General features: G+C 65.7%; 20 protein-coding genes. 12 read left to right on the plus strand and 8 right to left on the minus strand.

Annotation, left to right across the window (positions count from 1 at the left end):
• Position 1 precedes the first annotated feature (1 nt).
• Entirely contained in the window at positions 2–2,680 is a 2,679-nt protein-coding gene (gene acnA, locus H9L13_RS02290) for an aconitate hydratase AcnA (protein WP_187538666.1), read from the minus strand.
• 97 nt (positions 2,681–2,777) lie between these two features.
• Complete coding sequence (locus H9L13_RS02295) at positions 2,778–3,371, minus strand: low affinity iron permease family protein (protein ID WP_187538668.1); 594 nt, start codon at positions 3,369–3,371, stop codon at positions 2,778–2,780.
• A gap of 41 nt (positions 3,372–3,412) precedes the next feature.
• Between H9L13_RS02295 and H9L13_RS02300 the strand changes: the two genes are divergently transcribed.
• The 3 genes from H9L13_RS02300 to H9L13_RS02310 all read left to right on the plus strand — a co-directional run bounded on the left by H9L13_RS02300 (position 3,413) and on the right by H9L13_RS02310 (position 4,778).
• A complete protein-coding gene (locus H9L13_RS02300; RefSeq protein ID WP_187538670.1) occupies positions 3,413–3,610 on the plus strand; it encodes a hypothetical protein in 198 nt (65 codons plus the stop codon).
• A gap of 63 nt (positions 3,611–3,673) precedes the next feature.
• A complete protein-coding gene (locus H9L13_RS02305; protein ID WP_187538672.1) occupies positions 3,674–4,228 on the plus strand; it encodes a DUF2585 family protein in 555 nt (184 codons plus the stop codon).
• 31 nt (positions 4,229–4,259) lie between these two features.
• Positions 4,260–4,778 carry an acyloxyacyl hydrolase gene (locus H9L13_RS02310; protein WP_187538674.1) on the plus strand — a complete coding sequence of 173 codons (519 nt, stop codon included), beginning with the start codon at positions 4,260–4,262 and terminating at the stop codon, positions 4,776–4,778.
• A gap of 4 nt (positions 4,779–4,782) precedes the next feature.
• Here H9L13_RS02310 and H9L13_RS02315 read toward each other — a convergent pair whose 3' ends face one another.
• The 3 genes from H9L13_RS02315 to H9L13_RS02325 all read right to left on the minus strand — a co-directional run bounded on the left by H9L13_RS02315 (position 4,783) and on the right by H9L13_RS02325 (position 7,163).
• Positions 4,783–5,190, minus strand: coding sequence for a hypothetical protein (locus tag H9L13_RS02315; RefSeq protein WP_187538675.1), 408 nt, complete (start codon positions 5,188–5,190; stop codon positions 4,783–4,785).
• A 7-nt stretch (positions 5,191–5,197) separates the two neighbouring features.
• On the minus strand, positions 5,198–6,589 hold the full coding sequence (gene fumC, locus H9L13_RS02320) for a class II fumarate hydratase (protein ID WP_187538677.1): 1,392 nt from the start codon (positions 6,587–6,589) through the stop codon (positions 5,198–5,200).
• Between the two features lie 91 nt (positions 6,590–6,680).
• Positions 6,681–7,163, minus strand: a complete 483-nt coding sequence (locus H9L13_RS02325; RefSeq protein WP_187538679.1) for an SspB family protein — start codon at positions 7,161–7,163, stop codon at positions 6,681–6,683.
• A 48-nt stretch (positions 7,164–7,211) separates the two neighbouring features.
• Between H9L13_RS02325 and H9L13_RS02330 the strand changes: the two genes are divergently transcribed.
• The gene (locus H9L13_RS02330) at positions 7,212–7,589 is read left to right on the plus strand and encodes a histidine triad nucleotide-binding protein (RefSeq protein ID WP_187538681.1); all 378 of its coding nucleotides are present in this window, start codon (positions 7,212–7,214) and stop codon (positions 7,587–7,589) included.
• Positions 7,590–7,667: 78 nt separating this feature from the next.
• Entirely contained in the window at positions 7,668–9,272 is a 1,605-nt protein-coding gene (locus H9L13_RS02335; RefSeq protein WP_187538683.1) for an amino acid permease, read from the plus strand.
• A gap of 54 nt (positions 9,273–9,326) precedes the next feature.
• Here the strand turns inward: H9L13_RS02335 and H9L13_RS02340 are convergent, their stop codons facing one another.
• Positions 9,327–10,322, minus strand: a complete 996-nt coding sequence (locus H9L13_RS02340; RefSeq protein WP_187538685.1) for an adenosine kinase — start codon at positions 10,320–10,322, stop codon at positions 9,327–9,329.
• A gap of 96 nt (positions 10,323–10,418) precedes the next feature.
• Between H9L13_RS02340 and H9L13_RS02345 the strand changes: the two genes are divergently transcribed.
• On the plus strand, positions 10,419–10,775 hold the full coding sequence (locus H9L13_RS02345; protein ID WP_187538687.1) for a hypothetical protein: 357 nt from the start codon (positions 10,419–10,421) through the stop codon (positions 10,773–10,775).
• Here H9L13_RS02345 and queG read toward each other — a convergent pair.
• Positions 10,736–11,809, minus strand: a complete 1,074-nt coding sequence (queG, locus tag H9L13_RS02350) for a tRNA epoxyqueuosine(34) reductase QueG (protein ID WP_187538689.1) — start codon at positions 11,807–11,809, stop codon at positions 10,736–10,738. The genes H9L13_RS02345 and queG overlap by 40 nt on opposite strands.
• Positions 11,810–11,854: 45 nt before the next feature.
• Between queG and H9L13_RS02355 the strand changes: the two genes are divergently transcribed.
• Genes H9L13_RS02355 through H9L13_RS02365 form a run of 3 tightly spaced genes read left to right on the plus strand, consistent with a single transcriptional unit; the run spans position 11,855 to position 14,714 of the window.
• Positions 11,855–12,820: an ABC transporter ATP-binding protein gene (locus H9L13_RS02355; RefSeq protein WP_187538691.1), complete on the plus strand. Its 966-nt coding sequence runs from the start codon at positions 11,855–11,857 to the stop codon at positions 12,818–12,820.
• Positions 12,817–14,031, plus strand: a complete 1,215-nt coding sequence (locus H9L13_RS02360) for an ABC transporter permease (RefSeq protein WP_187538693.1) — start codon at positions 12,817–12,819, stop codon at positions 14,029–14,031. The genes H9L13_RS02355 and H9L13_RS02360 overlap by 4 nt, the downstream gene beginning before the upstream one ends.
• Before the next feature lie 29 nt (positions 14,032–14,060).
• Entirely contained in the window at positions 14,061–14,714 is a 654-nt protein-coding gene (locus H9L13_RS02365) for a hypothetical protein (protein ID WP_187538695.1), read from the plus strand.
• On the opposite strand, the gene H9L13_RS02370 is transcribed toward H9L13_RS02365, so the two are convergent.
• On the minus strand, positions 14,711–15,454 hold the full coding sequence (locus tag H9L13_RS02370; protein ID WP_187538697.1) for an isocitrate lyase/PEP mutase family protein: 744 nt from the start codon (positions 15,452–15,454) through the stop codon (positions 14,711–14,713). The genes H9L13_RS02365 and H9L13_RS02370 overlap by 4 nt on opposite strands.
• Positions 15,455–15,593: 139 nt before the next feature.
• Here H9L13_RS02370 and H9L13_RS02375 point away from each other — a divergent pair, with 139 nt between their 5' ends.
• From H9L13_RS02375 to pstA, 3 genes are read left to right on the plus strand one after another with little or no spacing between them, the layout of a single operon-like run.
• Positions 15,594–16,637: a substrate-binding domain-containing protein gene (locus H9L13_RS02375; RefSeq protein WP_187538699.1), complete on the plus strand. Its 1,044-nt coding sequence runs from the start codon at positions 15,594–15,596 to the stop codon at positions 16,635–16,637.
• 20 nt (positions 16,638–16,657) lie between these two features.
• Complete coding sequence (gene pstC / locus H9L13_RS02380) at positions 16,658–18,037, plus strand: phosphate ABC transporter permease subunit PstC (protein WP_187538701.1); 1,380 nt, start codon at positions 16,658–16,660, stop codon at positions 18,035–18,037.
• Positions 18,030–19,283, plus strand: a complete 1,254-nt coding sequence (gene pstA / locus H9L13_RS02385) for a phosphate ABC transporter permease PstA (RefSeq protein ID WP_235091094.1) — start codon at positions 18,030–18,032, stop codon at positions 19,281–19,283. The genes pstC and pstA overlap by 8 nt, the downstream gene beginning before the upstream one ends.
• The last annotated feature ends 15 nt before the right edge of the window (positions 19,284–19,298 follow it).

Below are 19,298 nucleotides of genomic sequence, written 5' to 3' on the forward strand. Positions count from 1 at the left end.
GTCAGGACGCGAGCCGCCGCAGCACGTAGTGCAGGATGCCGCCCGATCGGAAATATTCGAGCTCGTTGAACGTATCGATGCGGCAGCGTGCGGTCATCGTGAACTCGCTCTTGTCGGCTCGGATGACGGTGACCTCGACATCCTGCCGCGGCTGGATGCTCGCAACGCCGGTGATGGTGAACTTCTCGTCGCCCGTGAGGCCGTGCGTCTCGGCATTCTCACCATCGCGGAATTGCAGCGGCAGGACGCCCATGCCGACCAGGTTCGAGCGGTGGATGCGTTCATAGCTTTCGGCGATGACCGCGCGCACGCCGAGCAGGACCGTACCCTTGGCCGCCCAGTCGCGCGAACTGCCCGTGCCATATTCCTTGCCGGCGATGACCACCAGCGGGCGGCCGTCCTGCTTGTACAGCATCGCCGCGTCGTAGATCGCCATCGTCTCGCCGGTCGGCGCATAGCGGGTGAAGCCGCCCTCCACGCCCTCCAGCATGCGGTTGCGGATGCGGATGTTGGCGAAGGTCCCGCGCATCATCACTTCATGGTTGCCGCGCCGCGCGCCATAGCTGTTGAATTCCCCGCGCGGCACCTGATGCTCGAGCAGGAAGCGTCCCGCGGGGCTGTCGGGCTTGATCGCGCCGGCGGGCGAGATGTGGTCGGTCGTGATCGAATCGCCGAACACCGCCAGCGCGCGGGCGCGCTCGATGTCGCCCGGCGCCACCGCCTGCATCGTCATCCCGGTGAAATAGGGCGGGTTCTGGATATAGGTCGATTCCGCCGGCCAGGCGTAGGTCTCGCCGCCGGTGATCTCGATCGCCCGCCAGCGCTCGTCGCCGTGATAGACGTCGGCGTAGCGCCGCCCAAACATCTCCGAATGGACGTGGGCGTCGATCAGCGCGCGGATTTCGGCGTTCGAAGGCCAGATGTCCTTGAGGAATACCGGCTGGCCGTTGCTGCCCGTGCCGATCGGGTCGTTGATCATGTCCGACCGCACCGTGCCCTTGAGCGCATAGGCCACCACCAGCGGGGGCGAGGCGAGGTAATTGGCGCGGCAATCGGGCGACACGCGCCCTTCGAAATTGCGGTTGCCGCTTAGGACACTGACCGCGACCAGATCATTGTCGTTGATCGCCTTGCTGATCGGCTCGGGCAGCGGGCCCGAATTGCCGATGCAGGTCGTGCAGCCGTAACCGACCAGGTCGAAGCCGAGCGCGTTGAGATCCTCGCTCAGCCCGCTCTCGTTGAGGTAGTCGGTGACAACCTGGCTTCCGGGCGCAAGGCTGGTCTTGACCCACGGCTTGCTCGTCAGCCCCTTCTCGCGAGCTTTGCGGGCGACGAGGCCGGCGGCGATCAAGACCGACGGGTTGGATGTGTTGGTGCAGCTGGTAATGGCGGCGATCGCGACATCGCCATTGCCGAAGTCGTAATCGGCGTCCGCGACCGGCACGCGCGGGTCATTGGCCTTCTTGTAGGTGCCATCGAGCTCGGCATTGAACTGGTCGTCGACCTCGCTCAGCAGGACGCGGTCCTGCGGACGCTTGGGCCCTGCCAGCGAAGGCTCGATACTGCCCATGTCGAGCTCGAGCGTATCGGTGAACACCGGCTCGGGCGCGTTCGCATCGCGCCACAGGCCCTGCGCCTTGCAATAAGCCTCGACCAGCGCGATCCGCGCCTCGTCGCGCGCGGTCAGGCGAAGATATTCGATGGTCCGCTCGTCGATCGGGAAGAAGCCGCAAGTTGCGCCATATTCTGGGGCCATGTTGGCGATCGTCGCGCGGTCGGCGACGCTCATGCTGTCGAGGCCGGGGCCGTAGAATTCGACGAAGCGGCCGACGACGCCCTTGGCGCGCAGCATCTGGGTCACGGTCAGCACCAGGTCGGTCGCGGTGATCCCTTCCTTGAGCTCGCCCGAGAGGCGGAAACCGACGACTTCGGGAATCAGCATGCTGACCGGCTGGCCGAGCATCGCCGCCTCGGCCTCGATCCCGCCGACGCCCCAGCCGAGCACGCCCAGGCCATTGACCATGGTCGTATGGCTGTCGGTCCCGACCAGCGTGTCGGGATAGGCCAGGGTCTCGCCATTCGCGTCGGTGTCGGTCCACACGCATTGCGCGACATGTTCCAGATTGACCTGGTGGCAGATGCCGGTGCCCGGCGGCACGACCTGGAAATTATCGAACGCCTGCGTTGCCCACTTCAGGAATTCGTAGCGCTCGCCGTTGCGGGCATATTCAAGCTCGACGTTGCGGCCGAAGCTTTGCGGCGTGCCGAATTCGTCGACCATCACGCTATGGTCGATGACCAGATGGACGGGGACGAGCGGGTTGATCTTCTGCGGGTCGCCGCCAAGCTTGGCCATCGCATCGCGCATTGCGGCAAGGTCGACCACTGCGGGCACGCCGGTGAAATCCTGCATCAGCACGCGGGCCGGGCGATATTGGATCTCGCGTGCGATTTTGCGCTCCTTGATCCAGTCGAGCATCGCCTGAAGGTCGTCGCGGGTGACCGTTTCGCCATCTTCGAACCGCAGCAAATTCTCCAGCAGCACCTTCATTGAGAAGGGCAGGCGGCTGACGTCGCCGAGTGCCTCGGCCGCCTTGGCCAGCGAGAAATAGGTGTAGCTCTTGCCGCCGGCGTCGAGCGTTGTGCGAGTGCCGAGGCTATCCTGGCCGGTGGGGATCATTGGCGTCCTTATGTGCATTGCGGTGGCGGCAAGACCCGCCGGGGTGAAAGCCGCTGCGCCTTAGCAACCCGCGCACCGCCCCGCAAAGGCCGCCGTGCTAGGGCCGCGCCTTGCGCGGGGAAGCGCTCTTTTCTTCGGCATCCTCAAGCTCGTCCTTGGCGCGCTCGGCTTCCTCCAGCGCGTGTCGGCGCTCTTCCGGCGTGCGCGCCTCTGTCGACTCCTCGATCGCGTCCTTCACTTCTTCCTTGAGTTGGACGATTTCGTCCTCCTCGCGCTCCTCGATCCCGATGAATTCGTTCTTGGCGCGGCGCGACACGGCAATGAGTTCATCGAGCTTGGCGTGCATCGCCACGTCTCGGCGATGAATGTCGATCTCGCGCTGCGCCTGATTGTTGAGCACCATCTGGCTGAGCGTGATTGCCAGGATCGACAGGATCGCGGTCAGCAGATCGGTGGCGAATCCGCCGAGGAACCAGAAGGCGCAAATGAGGATGACCCCGATCTGCGCAAAGGGGTGGCCGGCGATGTCCGCGACCCATTCAGAGACTTGGCAACCAAGCCGCTCGAACCAGTTTTTTTCGGTTTTTCCGCTCATTTCGCGGCACAAACGGCCCGAATGCCCGTTCCGTTGCGTCCAATCGAACAGCGGTTGCGGCGGGACGACGCGAGCCGACTTCAAATCGTCACGCACAACTTTTACCTTTCCGGACAGTGAACGAGGAATTGAACCAAGTGACCCCCGACGTGCACGACAGCGAATATTTCCGCCGCCGCGCCGCCGAAGCGCGCGCCGCCGCTTTCTGCAAGGACCGTGACGAAGCGGTCGAGGTGAACGGCGACCTTGCGCTGGCCTATGCCGCCCTTGCGCGGCGCCGCGCGGTCACGGCCGAACGAACGGTCGAAACGCCGGCGATCCCACTCGCCGAATAAGTTCGGCCCGAGGCGAATTCTCCCGGCTTTCCAATAGCATCAACGCTGCCTAGGCTGCCGGCCATGACCCGCCGTGCCGCCTTGACATCCATCCTGATCGTCATTGCCGCCGGCGTCATTTTGCTGGCGATGGGCCGCAACGCCATCTGCACCTGCGGAACGGTCGACCTGTGGGTCGGCACGCGTGATGGGCCGACGACCAGTCAGATGCTTAGCGACTGGTACAGCCCAAGCCATGTCGCCCACGGCCTCCTTTTCTACGCGGGTCTTTGGCTCGTGGCGCGCCGCTGGCCGATCGAAACGCGCTTTCTCGTCGCGCTGCTGATCGAAGCGGCGTGGGAGATAGCCGAGAATACGCCGTGGATCATCGACCGCTATCGTGAGCAGACCGCGGCGCTGGGCTACACCGGCGACAGCATCGTCAATTCGTTGTCCGACATCGGCATGATGGCCCTTGGCTTCCTTGCCGCGCGCAAGCTGCCGCTGTGGCTATCGCTGGGATTGCTCCTTGCCCTGGAGCTGGTCCCGCTGTTCGTCATCCGCGACAACCTGACCCTTAATGTCTGGATGCTATTGGCGCCCAACGAATCGCTGCAGGCCTGGCAGTCTGCGCTTTGAACCACCCCTGCCCTGAGGATGAATGCCGATCATGACTCATCGCCTTTCCTGCGTACTTGCCGCCGCTTTACTGACGGTCCTGCCAAATACGGCCCACGCCGGGGAGGTCTTCGGCGGCCTTTACGTCCACGACGTCAAAACCCCTCTCAACCTTAGCGGGATCGAAAGCGGCGCCGACGTCCAGCTGGGCTGGCGCGGCGGGCGCATCGGCAAGAGCCGCTTCCAGCCATATGTCTTCGGCGCGCTCAATACCGCAGGCGAGACGAGCTACGCGGCCGCCGGCATTTCCGCCATGTTCGGCGACAGGATCTTCATCCGCCCCGGCCTGGGGCTTGCCATCCACAATGGATCGACCGACGATTTCATGCGCACCGACCGTATCGCCTTCGGCAGCCGGATCCTGTTCGAACCCGAACTCGGCATCGGCGCGCGCATCGGCAACCGTGCGACCATCGAGGCGAGCTGGGTTCACATGAGCCACGCGACCCTGTTCAGCGGGCAGAATCCCGGCATCGACAACCTCGGCGTACGGCTCAGTTTCGGCCTCTAGTGGCTTACAGGCAGCGCAATAGGTTGGGCTCGGCGTTGCGCGTCAGCCGAGCGCTGCGCACTGGATAGGAATCGCGCAGCGCGATATCGAGCCACAAGGTCTCGCGGCCGTCGACCCGGCCGCTGATCGTCGCCGGCACCCATTCCGGGCCCTCCCGGGTCGCGACGCCCGTCCCGCGCGCAAAGCGGCCGTCGGTCAGGAAATGTCCGCCGACATCGACCTTCACGGGCCCGGCGAACTCGGCGGTGGCACACGACATCTCGATTCGGCCGCTGCCGTCGGCGGAAATCTCCAGCGCGACCTGGTCACCGCCCCACCGGCCCGACGGCAGGTTGCCGCCGACGTGCGATGGCTGCGGCGCAGATGCGCAGCCGCTGGCAATCAGGCTGAACAGAATGAGGGCGTTACGCATGACCGTGTTAACGCCCGATCATCGTCTCCGGCTTCACCACGCGGTCGAAAGTCGCTTCGTCGACCAGGCCGAGCTCGAGCCCGGCCTCCTTCAACGTCAGCCCCTTCTTGTGCGCATGCTTGGCGATGGTTGCGGCATTATCGTAGCCGATTTCGGGCGCGAGCGCGGTGACCAGCATCAGCGATCGGTTCATGAGGTCGCCGATCCGCTGCTCGTCGGGCTCGGTGCCGTCGAGCATGCGGGTGGTGAAGCTTTCCATGCCGACGCTGAGCAGGTTGATCGAACGCACCACGTTGGCGCCAATGAGCGGCTTGAACACGTTCAGCTCCATATGGCCCTGGAGCCCGCCGACCGTCACCGCCATGTGATTGCCCATAACTTGCGCGGCGACCATCGTCAGCATCTCGGCCTGGGTCGGATTGACCTTGCCCGGCATGATCGAGCTTCCGGGCTCATTCTCCGGCAGCTTCAATTCGCCAAGGCCGCAGCGTGGACCCGAGCCGAGCAGCCGGATGTCGTTGGCGATCTTGCTGAGCGCGACCGCAATCACGTTGAGCACGCCCGACAGTTCGACCATCGTATCGTGCGCGCCCATTTCGGCGAACTTGTTGGGCGCCGAGGTGAACGGCAGCCGCGTCAGGTTGGCCACCTCGCGCGCGAAATCCTCGGCAAAGTCCTTGGGCGCGTTGAGCCCGGTCCCGACCGCGGTCCCGCCCTGCGCCAGCCGCATCAGCCGCGGCATCGTGCCTTCGACGCGGGCAATGCAATCCTCGACCTGCGCCGCATAGCCGGAAAATTCCTGCCCCAGCGTGAGCGGGGTCGCATCCTGCAGGTGGGTGCGCCCGATCTTGACGATCGAATCCCAGCGCTTGGCCTGGTCGGCCAGGCGCGTGTGCATGGACTTCAGCGACGGCAGCAGCCGATAATGAACGGCGCGTGCCGCGGCGATGTGCATCGCGGTGGGGAAGCTGTCATTCGACGACTGGCTTTTGTTGACATGGTCGTTGGGGTGAACCGGGTCCTTGCCGCCCCGCTTGCCGGTCAGGATTTCGTTGGCACGGCCGGCGATCACCTCATTGGCGTTCATGTTCGACTGGGTGCCCGATCCCGTCTGCCAGACGACCAGCGGAAATTGCCGGTCGAGGTCACCGCGCGCCACTTCCGCCGCCGCCTGCTGGATCGCCTCGGCAATCTGCACGTCGAGGCCCGCGACGCGCGCATTCACCCGCGCCGCCGCCTGCTTGATGAACCCCAGCGCGTGGACGATCTCGATCGGCATTTGTTCGCGCGGGCCGAACGGGAAATTGCCGATCGACCGTTCGGTCTGCGCGCCCCAATAAGCGTCGGCGGGCACCTGGATCGGCCCGAAGCTGTCGGTTTCGGTGCGGGTATTCGGCATGGAGTTCCTCAGGTCGTCATACGAGGCGCGTAGCGGCGCGGAGATCCACAGGGTGGATCGCTCCGCTCCGCTCGCAATGACCGGGCTACTGTTACTTTTTGCGCGTGAAGTCCACGCTGACGACGTTGGATCCGTCCTCGACCGGCTCGGCCGCTGGGGCGTCGTTCTGGGCGTCCTCATGACCCTCGCGCGGCGCGTCGGTTTCATTGGCGTGAAAGGTCAGCGCGAATTCGACTGCGGGATCGTGGAACTGCGTCACCGCGGCAAAGGGCACGACGAGCGTCGCCGGAACGCCGCCGAACGACAGGCCGACGGTAAAGCCGTCCTCTTCCACCTTGAGGTCCCAGAAGCGGTTCTGGATGACGATCGTCATTTCTTCCGGGAATTTTTCGGACAGGTGCTTCGGGATCGACACCCCCGGCATGCGCGTGTTGAAGGTGATGTAGAAATGGTGGTCGCCGGGCAGGTCGCCAGTCGCTTCCACCTCACGCAAGACCCGTCCGACCACCGCGCGCAGGGCCTCCTGCACGATCTCGTCGTACGGAATCAGACTTTCCGGTGCCTCGTCGCTCATCGCCTGTCGTGGTAGCGGGCGGCTCAACGCGGTCAAGCGGAGTCGTCCATGCCCATCGATCCCATGCAACCCTATGACGATGACAACATCTTCGCCCGCATCCTGCGCGGGGAAATCCCGGCCAGGCGCGTCTACGAAGACGATCACGCACTGGCCTTCCACGACATCAATCCGCTCGCGCCCAGCCACATCCTGGTGATTCCCAAGGGGCGCTACGTGTCCTGGGACGACTTTTCCGCGCGCGCTTCGGATTCGGAGATCGCGGGCTTTGTCCGCGCGGTAGGGAAGGTCGCCCGCGACGCCGGCCTGGTCGCTGCCGGATATCGCGCGCTTGCCAACGTCGGCGGCCACGCGGGGCAGGAGGTGCCGCACCTCCACGTCCACGTCTTCGGCGGGCGTCCGCTCGGGCCGATGCTCGCCTCCTAGGGCGATCATCGGGGATTGCCCTCAAGGATTCAGCCGCTAGGCTCCGCCCCGAACCAGACATCAGGGGAAGTTCGGATTATGGCGACAAGGGCACCGCGGGGCGGTTTGTTCGGCCGGGTTAAGCCGCTGGATGCGATTCTCGCGACAGCCGAGAAGAAGTCCCTCCACCGCTCGCTTGGCGCGCTTCAGCTGACCTTGTTCGGCGTCGGGGCGATCATCGGGACCGGCATTTTCGTCCTCACCTCGGTGGGTGCGCAGAAAGCCGGGCCGGGCACCTTGATCAGTTTCATCATTGCCGGTGCAGTCTGCGTCGTCGCCGCTTTGTGCTACGCCGAAATCTCCTCGATGATCCCGGTCGCCGGATCGGCCTACACCTATTCCTACACTGCGCAGGGCGAGTTCCTGGCATGGACCGTCGGCTGGGCGCTGTTGCTCGAATATGCCGTCGGCGCCTCTGCCGTGTCCGTCGGTTGGTCAAACTATTTTATCGATACGGTCATGGAGCGAAGTTGGGGAATAGACTTCCCCGACTGGCTAAGTTCCGGGCCGGTTGTGCTCGGCGGCAAGGCCGGCGGACTTCTCAACCTTCCTGCACTTGCCATCGCCCTTGTGGTTACTGGCCTGCTCGTCATCGGCACGTCGGAAAGCGCCAAGGTCAACGCGATCCTGGTTGCGATCAAGGTCACCGCGCTGACGGTCTTCTGTGCGCTGACGCTGCCGGTGGTTCAGGCCGCCAATTTCGAGCCCTTTGCACCTGCCGGCATGTTCGGCGGCTTTGGATCGGGCGTTGGCGTGGTCGGCGCCGCGGCGACCATGTTCTTTGCCTATGTCGGCTTCGACGCGGTCTCGACAGCCGCGGAAGAAACCAAGAATCCACAGCGTAACGTGCCCATCGGGCTGATCGGCTCGCTTGCCATCTGCACCGTGTTCTACATGCTGGTAACGGCGGGCGCGGTCGGCGCCATCGGCGGTCAGCCGGTCATGGGTGCCAACGGCGCGCCGCTGCCGGCGGGCGAAGCGCTGTCGCTGCAGTGCGCAACTCCGCAATATGTCGATGCCCTGGTCTGCTCGCGTGAGCCGCTGGCGCACGTCCTCCACACCATCGGCTATGGCACCATCGGAAACATGCTCGGCTACGCGGCTTTCATCGCGCTGCCGTCGGTGATCCTCATCCTGCTGTTCGGCCAGACGCGCATCTTCTTCGTCATGGCGCGCGACGGCCTGCTTCCGGAAGCTCTGTCGAGGGTTCACCCGAAGTGGAAAACCCCTCACGTCGTGACCATCATCACGGGCCTCATCGTTGCGGTCGCGGCGGCCTTCTTCCCCGTCGGAGCACTGGCGGACGTCGCCAATGCAGGAACGCTCTACGCCTTCCTCATGGTCGCGATTGCGGTCTGGCAATTGCGCCGGACTGAACCGAACCGGAAGCGCGCCTTCCGGGTGCCGGCGCTCCCGCTAGTGGCCCTGCTGACCATCGGCGGCTGTCTCTTCCTGTTCTTCAACCTTCCGCTGGAAGCGATGTTGGTGCTGCCGCTCTGGACGATCATCGGCTTCGGCATCTACTTCCTCTACGGCCGGCGCCACAGCCACCTTGGGCGCGGCCTGGTGGAAGTCCATGAGGGTGAAGCGCACGACCTCGCGCCGCACGTCCCGGGGATCAACGACCCCGATCACCGCCACTAAGCGGCGGTCGAATCGAAGGACACGGCCTCGCGGCGACGCGGGGCCGTTTTCTTGTTAGTCGAGGAGGTCGCCGACGAGCGTCTTCAGGTCCGCTTCGGGCCGGGCGCCGAAATGCTGGATCACCTCAGCCGCGCAGATCGCGCCCAGCTTGAGCGAGGTCTCTAGGCTTGCGCCGCGCGCTTCCCCGGCAAGGAAGCCGGCGGCGAACAGGTCGCCCGCGCCCGTGGTGTCGACCAACGCATGGATCGCGGCCGCCGGAACCTCGGCCCGCTCGTCCCCCCGACGTGCGACCGCACCATGCTCGCTTCGGGTCACCACCAGGGTCGCGACCTGCGGCGCGATCGCGTCGAGCGCGGCATCGAGGTTCGCGCCGCCGGCGAGCATCAGGATTTCCGCCTCGTTGGCGAAGAGGATGTCGATGCGCCGCTCCTCGAGCAGCTTGAGCACGTCGCCGCGATGGCGGTCGACAACGAAGCTGTCGGAAAGGGTGAAGGCGACCTGCGTTCCCGCGTCGCGCGCCGCGTCCATCGCTTTGTACATCGCCGCGCGCGGATCGGCGGGATCCCACAAATAGCCTTCGAGGTAGACAATTCGCGCGTCGGCGACCGCAGCTGGATCGACCGCGTCGGGCGACAGCATCTGCGCTGCGCCCAGGAAAGTGTTCATCGTCCGCTGGGCATCGGGCGTGACCAGGATCAGGCAACGGGCGGTGGCACCGACATCGCCACGCGGCGGCGTGTCGAACGCGACGCCAAGGCTGCGAATGTCGTGGGTGAAGATTTCCCCCAGCTGGTCGTCGCCAAGCTGGCCGATGAAGCCCGCCGACAGCCCGAGCGACGCCAGCCCCGCCACGGTGTTGGCGGCCGACCCGCCGCTGGCCTCACGCGCCGGGCCCATCGCATCGTACAGCCGCGTCGCCTCGGCTTCGTCGATCAGTCGCATCGCACCCTTGTGCATGCCTTCGCGGTCGAGAAAGGCGTCGTCGGCGTTGGCGATGACATCGACGATGGCATTGCCGATGGCGAGCACGTCGAGGCGGCGGTCGGGCATAGGTTCTCCGGATGCGGGGATGAAGGCGGGCGCGTAGCGACGCTGGGGCGCACTCGCAACCTTGCGTCGGCCGCTGCGCGTCGGCATCGTTCCATCATGCGTTACCTTGTGCCCGCCGTAATCCTTCTCCTGTCCGCCTGCGCCACTGCGCCCGAGACCGAAACGCCGATGCCTACCCTTCCCGTCACGCCGTCGACGCATGTCTATTCCAGCGTCCTGGGCCTGACTTCGGCGGAGCTTATCGCGCAACTCGGCAGTCCCGCGCTGCAAGTGCGTGAAGGCGTCGGCCTGAAGATGCAGTTCCGCCGCCCGCAATGCATCTTCGACGCCTATCTCTATCCGCCGCCAAGCGGGCAGGGGGTGACCCGTGTCGCGCATAGCGACGCGCGCTTGCCGTCCGGCGCGGATACCGATCAGGCGGCCTGCATCTCCGCGATCCGCGCGACGAGGTGATCGTGCGCCCAGCGCGCCGCTTCCGCGATCACGGGATTGGCGTCGGAAAGGTGTCGTTCGACGGGGCCTAGAAGGGTCGCATCGCTGCTGTTTCCGGCGGCAACCAGGCAATTGCGGATCATGCGATCGCGGCCGATGCGCTTGATCGGCGATCCCGCGAACATCTCGCGGAAGGCGGCGTCGTCGAGCGCGAGCAAGTCCGCCAGCCGCGGCGCGGCGAGCTCGGCGCGGGGCAGGAAGGCGCGGTTTGCCGCGGCGGCATCGGCAAAGCTGTTCCACGGGCATACTGCCAGGCAGTCGTCGCAGCCGTAAATACGATTGCCCATCGCCGCGCGATATTCCTCGGGGATCGGCCCGTCATGCTCGATCGTCAGATAGGAAATGCAGCGCCGCGCATCGATCCGGTGCGGCCCGTCGAAGGCGCGTGTCGGGCAAGCGTCGAGGCAGCGCGAGCAGCTGCCGCAATGCTGCCCGGCCGTTGCCGGCGGGTCCGGGGTGAGCTCGAGGCTGGTGAGGATGACGCCAAGGAACAGCCAATTGCCATGCTCACGGCTGAGCAGGTTGGTGTGCTTGCCCTGCCAGCCGATCCCCGCCGCCTGCGCCAGCGGCTTTTCCATCACCGGCGCAGTATCGACGAACACCTTGAGTTCGGACGGCACGGCATCGACGATGAACCGCGCCAGCGCTTTCAGCGCCTTCTTGACCGTCTTGTGATAATCGCCGCCCTGCGCATAGACCGAGATGCGGCCAAGGTCGGGCCGCGCCGCCAGCGCAAGTGGGTCGGACGCGGGCGCATAGCTCGTCGCCAGCGCAATCGCCGACCGTGCCTCGGGCCACAACGCCTGCGCCGACACGCGGTGGTGCGCGCGCGCCGCCATCCAGTCCATGCCGCCGTGGCGCCCGTCGCCGATCCATTCGAGCAGGTCCTGGCCCGCCACGTCCGCCGCATCCGCGCGCGTGAAACCGCAGGCGACGAAGCCCAGCCGCGCCGCTTCCGCCCTTATTGCTTCCTCAAGGCTTTGCCCCGTATTCACGCGCGGGCCTGTACACCGGGGCGGGCGGATTTCGTAGGAATTTCAGTGCACCAGCAGCTCCGGCAAGATGAGGTCAGAAGCCCGCCGCCCGCGGTGCTGGCGCGCGACCTGGTCAAGGATTTCGGTGACACGCGCGCCGTCGACGGTGTCAGCCTGGCCGTCCCCGCTGGCACGATCTACGGCCTGCTCGGCCCCAACGGCGCGGGCAAGACGACGACGCTGCGCATGCTGCTTGGGATCATCGACCCGTCCAGCGGCACGCGCCGTGTGCTCGGCCACGACCGCCCGATCGATGCCGCTCCCGAAGTCGGTTATCTGCCCGAGGAGCGCGGCCTCTACCCGGCGATGATGGCGCGGGACGCGATTGCCTTCGTCGGTGCGCTGCGCGGCCTGCCGATGGCCGAAGGCCGCCGCCGCGCCGATGCCCTGCTCACCGAATATGGACTGGGCGATTGGGCGCGGAAGCCGATCCGCACCTTGTCGAAAGGCATGGCGCAAACCGTCCAGCTGCTCGGCACGTTGGTCCATCGGCCGCGGCTGATCGTACTTGACGAGCCCTTTTCGGGTCTCGACGCGATCAACCAGGCGCGGCTGGAGGAGATGATCCGCGGCCAGGCGCGCGACGGCGCGACGATCATTTTTTCCACCCATGTCATCGCTCATGCAGAGCGGCTGTGCGAGCGGATCGCGATCATCGCCGGGGGCAAGGTCGCGTTCGAAGGCAGCGTCGATGCCGCGCGCGGGCGACTGCGCCCGATCGTCCGCCTGTGCACCCGCGCCCACGACGGCCCGTGGCGCGCAGCGATTCCCGCCGGGGCAAGGCGCGAAGGACGGTCATGGGTATTCGAACTTCCCGAAAGCGGTCCCGAACCCTTGCTCAGGGCGCTGATCGACGGCGATGCGGGCATTGAGACGCTGGCGATCGAGCGACCCGGGCTGCACGACGCTTTCGTTGCTATCGCCGGCGATGCGGCGGCGGCCGCCATGGGTTCGCAGGAGGCGGCGGAATGATGCGCTTCCTGCGCTCGGCGCTCGTCATCGCGCGGCGCGACTTCGCCGCCACCGTGCTGTCGAAGACCTTCATCTTCTTCCTGCTCGGGCCGCTGTTCCCGCTGCTCCTGGGCGGCATGTTCGGCAGCATCGGCGCACGCGTCGCGACTCAGACGCAGCAGCCGACCGTCGCCGTCATCATGTCGCAGGCGGAATATGAAGCGCTCCACCGGGCGCGCGAGGCGCTCGTCCGCGCCACCGGCGAAGGCCATGTCGTCAAGATCGTCGGATATCCGCGCGGGGCGGACGACGCGGAGCTCGTCCAGCGCTTGCTCACCAGCGAGCAGCGTCCGGCCCGTGCGGTGCTCACCGGCTGGTTCGGCGCCCCGCGTCTCATCGGCAACATCAAGCCTGGAGACCAGATTTCGCAGCAGGTCGAATATCTCCTCGACCGCGCGATCATGCCCGGCGGGGGATTGCGGGCGCCGTCACTCGACATCCGGACGACCAGCCAGACGCCCGCGCACGTCACGCGGGACCGCGCACTCACCGCCCAGCTCGGCCAGATGGCGCTGTTTTTCCTCACTATCCTGCTGTCGGGCATGTTGCTGTCGCAGTTGGTTGAGGAGAAATCGAACAAGATCATCGAAGTGATCGCCGCCGCCGTGCCGATCGATGCCCTGTTCGTCGGCAAACTGTTCGCAATGCTTGCCGCCTCGGTGATTGGGATCATCGTGTGGATCGGCGCGGGTGCCGTGCTGATCGACCTGATCAAGCAAGGCGGGGTTGCTACCCTGCCGCCCCCCGCGACCGGCTGGCCGACTTTCCTAGGCCTCGGCGTCGCCTATTTCGCGATGAACTACCTGCTTCTTGGCGCGGTCTTCCTGACCATCGGCGCGCAGGCCGCGACGGTGCGCGAAGTCCAGACCATGTCGATGCCCGTCACATTTCTGCAGGTTCTCGTGTTCGGCTTCGCGGCGACTGCGATCGGCGCGCCGAGCAGCGGCGAGGCGCTGCTTGCAGCACTGTTCCCCTTGTCCTCGCCGATGGCCATGATCGCCCGCGCCGCCGAGCGGCCCGACCTGTGGCCGCACGCCCTCGCGCTCGGCTGGCAGCTCTTGTGGGTCGTGATCATCCTGCGCCTCGGCGCAAGGCTATTCCGCAAGACGGTCCTCAAGTCGGGTCCGCGCGGAAAGTCGTGGTGGCGATTGCGCCGACCGAGCGTGCAATAGGGAGCGGCGAGCGTATGCGGAGGGGTTGCATGGTCATCGTAATCTGCTTGGTCGCGGCGTTTGCGCTGCTGTCCTGGGTCTATGGGCCGGTGCGATACAAGTATCGGTTGACGGTTGACGTCAGCACGCCGTCAGGGGCGAAAAGCGGATCGGCGGTGCAGCAGATCGTGGTGCGCCCGACCCTGCCGTTGCTCGCCGCGAGCCAGTATACGACCACCCAGGAAGGGGATGCCGTGGCCATCGAACTTCCCGACGGATCGACCCTATTCGTCCTTCTCAATCAGGAGATCGTCCGCTCGGCGCTAGCCGAAGGGCGATCCACCGACATGAAAACACCGCTCGAGGAAGCCGAGCGCGGAAGGGTCTATGAATATTCGCCGCCTCCGCCGCGGAAAGATGGCCTGATCTACCTTCCAAATTACGTGAAGTTTCGCGACCTTGCGGACCCAGCCAGCGTCTATGCAGTCGATCCGTCGGATGTCGGCGGTGGCGCCGCGATCAGCCGGATCACCGTCGAACTTACCCGGGGGCGGCTGACCCGCACCATCCACCGGCGACTCCCCTGGCTGGCGAACCACTACGGCAAGAATTTGAGGGGCGTCAGATCGATCGTCGCGATCGATCCCCGGAAGGACCTTGCGGGCGCCATGGGTTCGGGCGCGTTCCGGATGCCTCGGCCCTAAGAAATCGCCGCGCGCGCCATCTCTTCAAGCTTGGCCATCAGCGCCTTGTGTGGGAATGGTCCGTGGCTGATCCGCGCCACACCCGCTTCCGCCCAGACGGTCTTGTCCGGCGCGCCGGGGAAGGCGATGGCGTTGAGCGGGAGCGGCACTTCGCGCACGACGCGTTCGATATCGGCGGGATCGGCGATGCGCGGCACGAAGAAACCGCTTGCCCCGGCATCGGCGAAAGCCCTGCCGCGTTCGATCACCCGGTCGATCACATCGTCGCCTTGCTCGCTCTCCTTGAGCAAGAGGTCGGTCCGCGCATTGATGAAGAAATCGCTGCCGACGGCCTCCCGGATCGCGGCGATCCGCCGCACCTGCAGGTCGAGCGGATGGACGCCTTTCCCGCCAATCACCTGGTCCTCGAAATTACAGCCGACGGCACCCGTCTCCTTCAGCCGCGCGACATTGGCCGCGCCTTCCGCGGGATCATCCGAATAGGCGCCCTCGAAATCCACGGTCAGTGGCAAATCGACCGTGGCCATGATCCGCCGCGCATTGTCGAAGACGAAGTCGATCGGCACCTTCTGGCCGTCGCCGAACCCCGCCGCATCGCCGACCGGATGGCTTCCCGTGGCAAGCGCCCGCGCCCCCGCCTTGGAAACCGCCAGCGCGCTGCCGCTGTCCCAGATATTGTAGAGGATGACGGGGTCGCCGGGCACGTGCAGCGCGGCAAAGGTTTCGAATGTACTGGGCATGCGCGGCACCTACGCCCGCCCACCGTCCGGCGCAATCGCGCTCCGATTGTCATAAAACTGCAATGAAGCCGTCACACAGGCTTCGCCGAACAACCGCTAGGGCCGGGACCGAACAATCCCGACAAATGGAGTTTCACCGGTGAGGAAAGTCATTTTCGCGCTGCCGATCGCCGCCCTTCTGGCGGCCTGCGGCCAAGGATCCAGTGGCGGCAGCGGCGGCGGATCGGGCCAGATCAAGATCGTCGGCTCCTCGACCGTTTATCCCTTCGTCAAGGCCGTGGCCGAAGATTTCATGCGCGCCAACAGCGGCACCAGCGTCATCGTCGAATCGACGGGCACGGGCGCGGGCATGAAATTGTTCTGCAGCGGAGTCGGCACCCAGTTCCCCGACGTTTCGAACGCGTCGCGCCAGATCAAGAAGAGTGAATATGACGCCTGCGTCGCGGCCGGCGCCAAGAACGTCATCGAAGTGCCGATCGGGATCGACGGCCTGACGCTGATCGAATCGAACAGCGGCCCGGCGATGAACCTGACCCAGGCCGACATCTACAAGGCGCTTGCCGCCAATCCGTTCGGCAAGGGCGCCAACACCGCGCAGACGTGGCGCGACGTGAACCCGTCGCTTCCAGCGCTCAAGATCCGCGTGCTCGGCCCGCCGCCGACCTCGGGCTCGCGCGACAGCCTCGCCGAGCTCATCCTGACCCCCGGCTGCGAAAGCGATCCGGCGATGAAGGCGCTGAAGAAGAGCAATGAGGATAAGCACAAGGACGTCTGCACCAAGATCCGTGAGGACGGCCTGTTCGTCGAAGCGGGTGAAAACGATAATCTGATGGTCCAGAAGGTGTCGGCCGACGTGGGGACACTGGGCGTGCTCGGCTATTCCTACCTGGAACAGAACGCCAATTCCGTACGGCCGGTGCGGATCAACAACGCACTCCCAACCGAAGCAACGATCGCAGACCTCAGCTACCCCGGGGCGCGCAAGCTCTTCATCTATCTGAAGGGCGAGCATATGCAGGCCAAGCCGCTGCTGCGCGACTTTGTCGCGGCCTTCGCGCGGATGTGGGGCAAGGGCGGGGCGCTCGAGCGTCGCGGCCTGGTGCCCTTCGCCGGTGCCGAGGCCGAAGCCGCCGCGACCCAGGCGCGTGAGCTCAAGCCGCTCGACCCAAGCACGCTGAAGTAGCGGCAAGCGCGGCAAACGCCATGAGCCTGACCCTAGCGTTTGCCGCGATCCTGATCGTGGCGCTGGCGGCCGGATATGCCGGTTACGCCCGCGCGCGGGGGCTGCGGACCGCGGGGCGGCTGCATTCGCTGCCGTCCTACCACGGCATCCATGCGCTTCTGTGGGCCGCGATTCCGGCGCTGCTCGTGCTTGCGGCGTGGACGCCGGTGCAAACGCGGCTGGTCAACCAGGCCGTGATGGCGAGTCCGGAAGGCCAAGCGCTCCCGGACTTCGACATGCAGCGCGAAGCGATCTTCACCGAAGCGCGGGAGATTGCGCGCGGTGAGCGCGAAGCCGGCTTCAATCCCGAATCGAGCGCGCTCGCGCCGCGCATTGCCGAAGCGGAAACGCGCTATGCGCTGGCGGGCGGGCTCGCGGCGGTCATGGTCGCCCTGCTGGCGGGCGTGGTCGCGGTCCGCCGCAGCTCAGTGACATTCCGCGCGCGGCATGGCGTCGAACGTTGGTTGATGGGCCTGCTCATCGGCGCATCGCTGATCGCCATCCTGACCACGCTCGGCATCTTGCTGTCGCTGATGTTCGAAAGCCTGCGCTTCTTCGAAAAGGTCCCGCCGGCGAGCTTCCTGTTCGCCACCGAATGGAGCCCGCAGACGGCGCTTCGCGCCGATCAGGCCGGCTCCTCGGGCGCATTCGGGTCGGTCCCATTGTTCTGGGGTACGATCTTCATCGGCGCGATCATTGCCATGATCGTCGCCGTGCCGCTCGGCCTGATGTGCGCGATCTACCTCACGCAATATGCACACCCGCGCGTGCGCTCGTGGCTCAAGCCGATCCTCGAAATCCTCGCCGGCGTTCCGACCGTGGTCTATGGTTATTTCGCCGCGCTGACCGTCGCGCCCGCGGTGCGCGACTTCGGCCTGTCGATCGGGATCAGCAACGCCAGCAGCGAAAGCGCGCTCGCCGCCGGCCTCGTCATGGGCATCATGATCATCCCTTTCATCAGCTCGATGGCCGACGATTCCATCGCTGCGGTGCCCCAGGCGATGCGCGATGGCAGCCTGGCGATGGGCGCGACCAAGTCCGAAACGATCACCAAGGTGCTGCTGCCCGCCGCGCTCCCGGGCGTCGTCGGCGGCGTCCTCCTCGCGGTCAGCCGCGCGATCGGCGAGACCATGATCGTGGTCATGGCCGCGGGGCTTGCCGCCAACCTCACCGCCAACCCGTTTGAAAGCGTGACCACGGTGACGACGCAGATCGTCCAGCTTCTCACGGGCGATCAGGAATTCGACAGCGCCAAGACGCTTGCCGCCTTCGCGCTCGGTCTTGCGCTGTTCCTGATCACGCTGTTCCTCAACCTCATCGCGCTGCACGTCGTGCGCAAGTACCGGGAACAATATGAGTAGCGCGACCAACGCCCGCTGGACCGACGGCTCGATGGAGCGCCGCGTTCGTCGCCGCTATGCCAAGGAGCGCCGCTTCAAGCTGCTTGGCTTGGGCGCGGTGACCTTGTCCGTCCTGTTCCTAGCCTTCCTGCTTTATTCGATGGCGTCGCGCGGGCTGAGCGGATTCGTCCATTACGAAGCCGCTGTCCCAGTCGATTTTTCGAAGACCGACCTGTTCCTCGATCCCGCGGCGCTGCGCGGCCCCGATGCGGCGCAGGCGCTGGCCGACGCCAATCTTGGCGGCGCGATCAGCCAATCGGCATCGGCCGTGTACGGCCAAGGCGCAGAAGACATGTTCGCGGAAGCGGCAACCCGCGATCTCGCCAAGCAGATTCAGGCCAATCCCGACCTCCTGGCGAGCCCGACGACGCTTTGGCTTCCGGTGTCGAGCCGGATCGACATCGCCGCCAAACAAGACACGGAGCCGGCCGCCGAACGCCTGGTCGCGGCGCTGGAAAGCCGAGACGCCCTGCGCCGGACGTTCAACGCCGACTTCCTCTCGTCGGCGGACGCCACCGATCCGTCCTCGGTCGGCGTATGGGGCGCGCTCAAGGGCAGCTTCCTGACCATCGTCATCACCATGCTTCTGGCGTTTCCCGTCGGCGTGCTGGCCGCGGTCTATCTGGAGGAATTCGCGCCGCAGAACCGCTGGACCGACGCCATCGAAGTGTCGATCAACAACCTCGCTGCAGTGCCGTCGATCATCTTTGGCCTGCTCGGCCTCGCCGTGTTCCTCAACGTCATGCACTTGCCGCGATCCGCGCCGCTGGTTGGCGGGCTGACGTTGGCGCTGATGACCATGCCGGTGATCGTCATCGCCGGGCGCAACGCGATCAAGTCGGTACCGCCGTCGATCCGCGACGCGGCGCTGGGCGTCGGCGCGTCGAAGATGCAGGTTGTCATGCACCACGTCCTGCCTTTGGCGATACCCGGCATTATGACGGGCACGATCATCGGCATGGCCCGCGCCCTTGGCGAGACCGCGCCGCTGCTCATGATCGGCATGCGCGCCTTCATCGCCGCGCCCCCGGGCGGGTTCGTCGACCCGGCGACCGTTTTGCCGGTTCAGATCTTCCTTTGGTCCGACGAGGTCGATCGCGGCTTCGTCGAGAAGACCAGCGCGGCAATCATTGTCCTGCTGCTGTTCATGCTCCTCATGAACGGCCTCGCCATCTATCTTCGCAACCGCTTCGAGCGCCGCTGGTGATCCTGATGAAAGAAA

It is taken from the genome of Sphingomonas lutea (assembly GCF_014396785.1).
Classification (GTDB): domain Bacteria; phylum Pseudomonadota; class Alphaproteobacteria; order Sphingomonadales; family Sphingomonadaceae; genus Sphingomicrobium; species Sphingomicrobium luteum.

What these genes read in the sequence shown, in the direction of transcription:
- acnA (WP_187538666.1), bottom strand. Translation starts at nt 2,680, where the DNA reads ATGATCCCCACCGGCCAGGATAGCCTCGGCACTCGCACAACGCTCGAC.
- H9L13_RS02305 (WP_187538672.1), top strand. Translation starts at nt 3,674, where the DNA reads ATGACCCGCCGTGCCGCCTTGACATCCATCCTGATCGTCATTGCCGCC.
- H9L13_RS02310 (WP_187538674.1), top strand. Translation starts at nt 4,260, where the DNA reads ATGACTCATCGCCTTTCCTGCGTACTTGCCGCCGCTTTACTGACGGTC.
- H9L13_RS02315 (WP_187538675.1), bottom strand. Translation starts at nt 5,190, where the DNA reads ATGCGTAACGCCCTCATTCTGTTCAGCCTGATTGCCAGCGGCTGCGCA.
- fumC (WP_187538677.1), bottom strand. Translation starts at nt 6,589, where the DNA reads ATGCCGAATACCCGCACCGAAACCGACAGCTTCGGGCCGATCCAGGTG.
- H9L13_RS02325 (WP_187538679.1), bottom strand. Translation starts at nt 7,163, where the DNA reads ATGAGCGACGAGGCACCGGAAAGTCTGATTCCGTACGACGAGATCGTG.
- H9L13_RS02330 (WP_187538681.1), top strand. Translation starts at nt 7,212, where the DNA reads ATGCCCATCGATCCCATGCAACCCTATGACGATGACAACATCTTCGCC.
- H9L13_RS02335 (WP_187538683.1), top strand. Translation starts at nt 7,668, where the DNA reads ATGGCGACAAGGGCACCGCGGGGCGGTTTGTTCGGCCGGGTTAAGCCG.
- H9L13_RS02340 (WP_187538685.1), bottom strand. Translation starts at nt 10,322, where the DNA reads ATGCCCGACCGCCGCCTCGACGTGCTCGCCATCGGCAATGCCATCGTC.
- H9L13_RS02345 (WP_187538687.1), top strand. Translation starts at nt 10,419, where the DNA reads ATGCGTTACCTTGTGCCCGCCGTAATCCTTCTCCTGTCCGCCTGCGCC.
- H9L13_RS02360 (WP_187538693.1), top strand. Translation starts at nt 12,817, where the DNA reads ATGATGCGCTTCCTGCGCTCGGCGCTCGTCATCGCGCGGCGCGACTTC.
- H9L13_RS02365 (WP_187538695.1), top strand. Translation starts at nt 14,061, where the DNA reads ATGGTCATCGTAATCTGCTTGGTCGCGGCGTTTGCGCTGCTGTCCTGG.
- H9L13_RS02370 (WP_187538697.1), bottom strand. Translation starts at nt 15,454, where the DNA reads ATGCCCAGTACATTCGAAACCTTTGCCGCGCTGCACGTGCCCGGCGAC.
- pstC (WP_187538701.1), top strand. Translation starts at nt 16,658, where the DNA reads ATGAGCCTGACCCTAGCGTTTGCCGCGATCCTGATCGTGGCGCTGGCG.
- pstA (WP_235091094.1), top strand. Translation starts at nt 18,030, where the DNA reads ATGAGTAGCGCGACCAACGCCCGCTGGACCGACGGCTCGATGGAGCGC.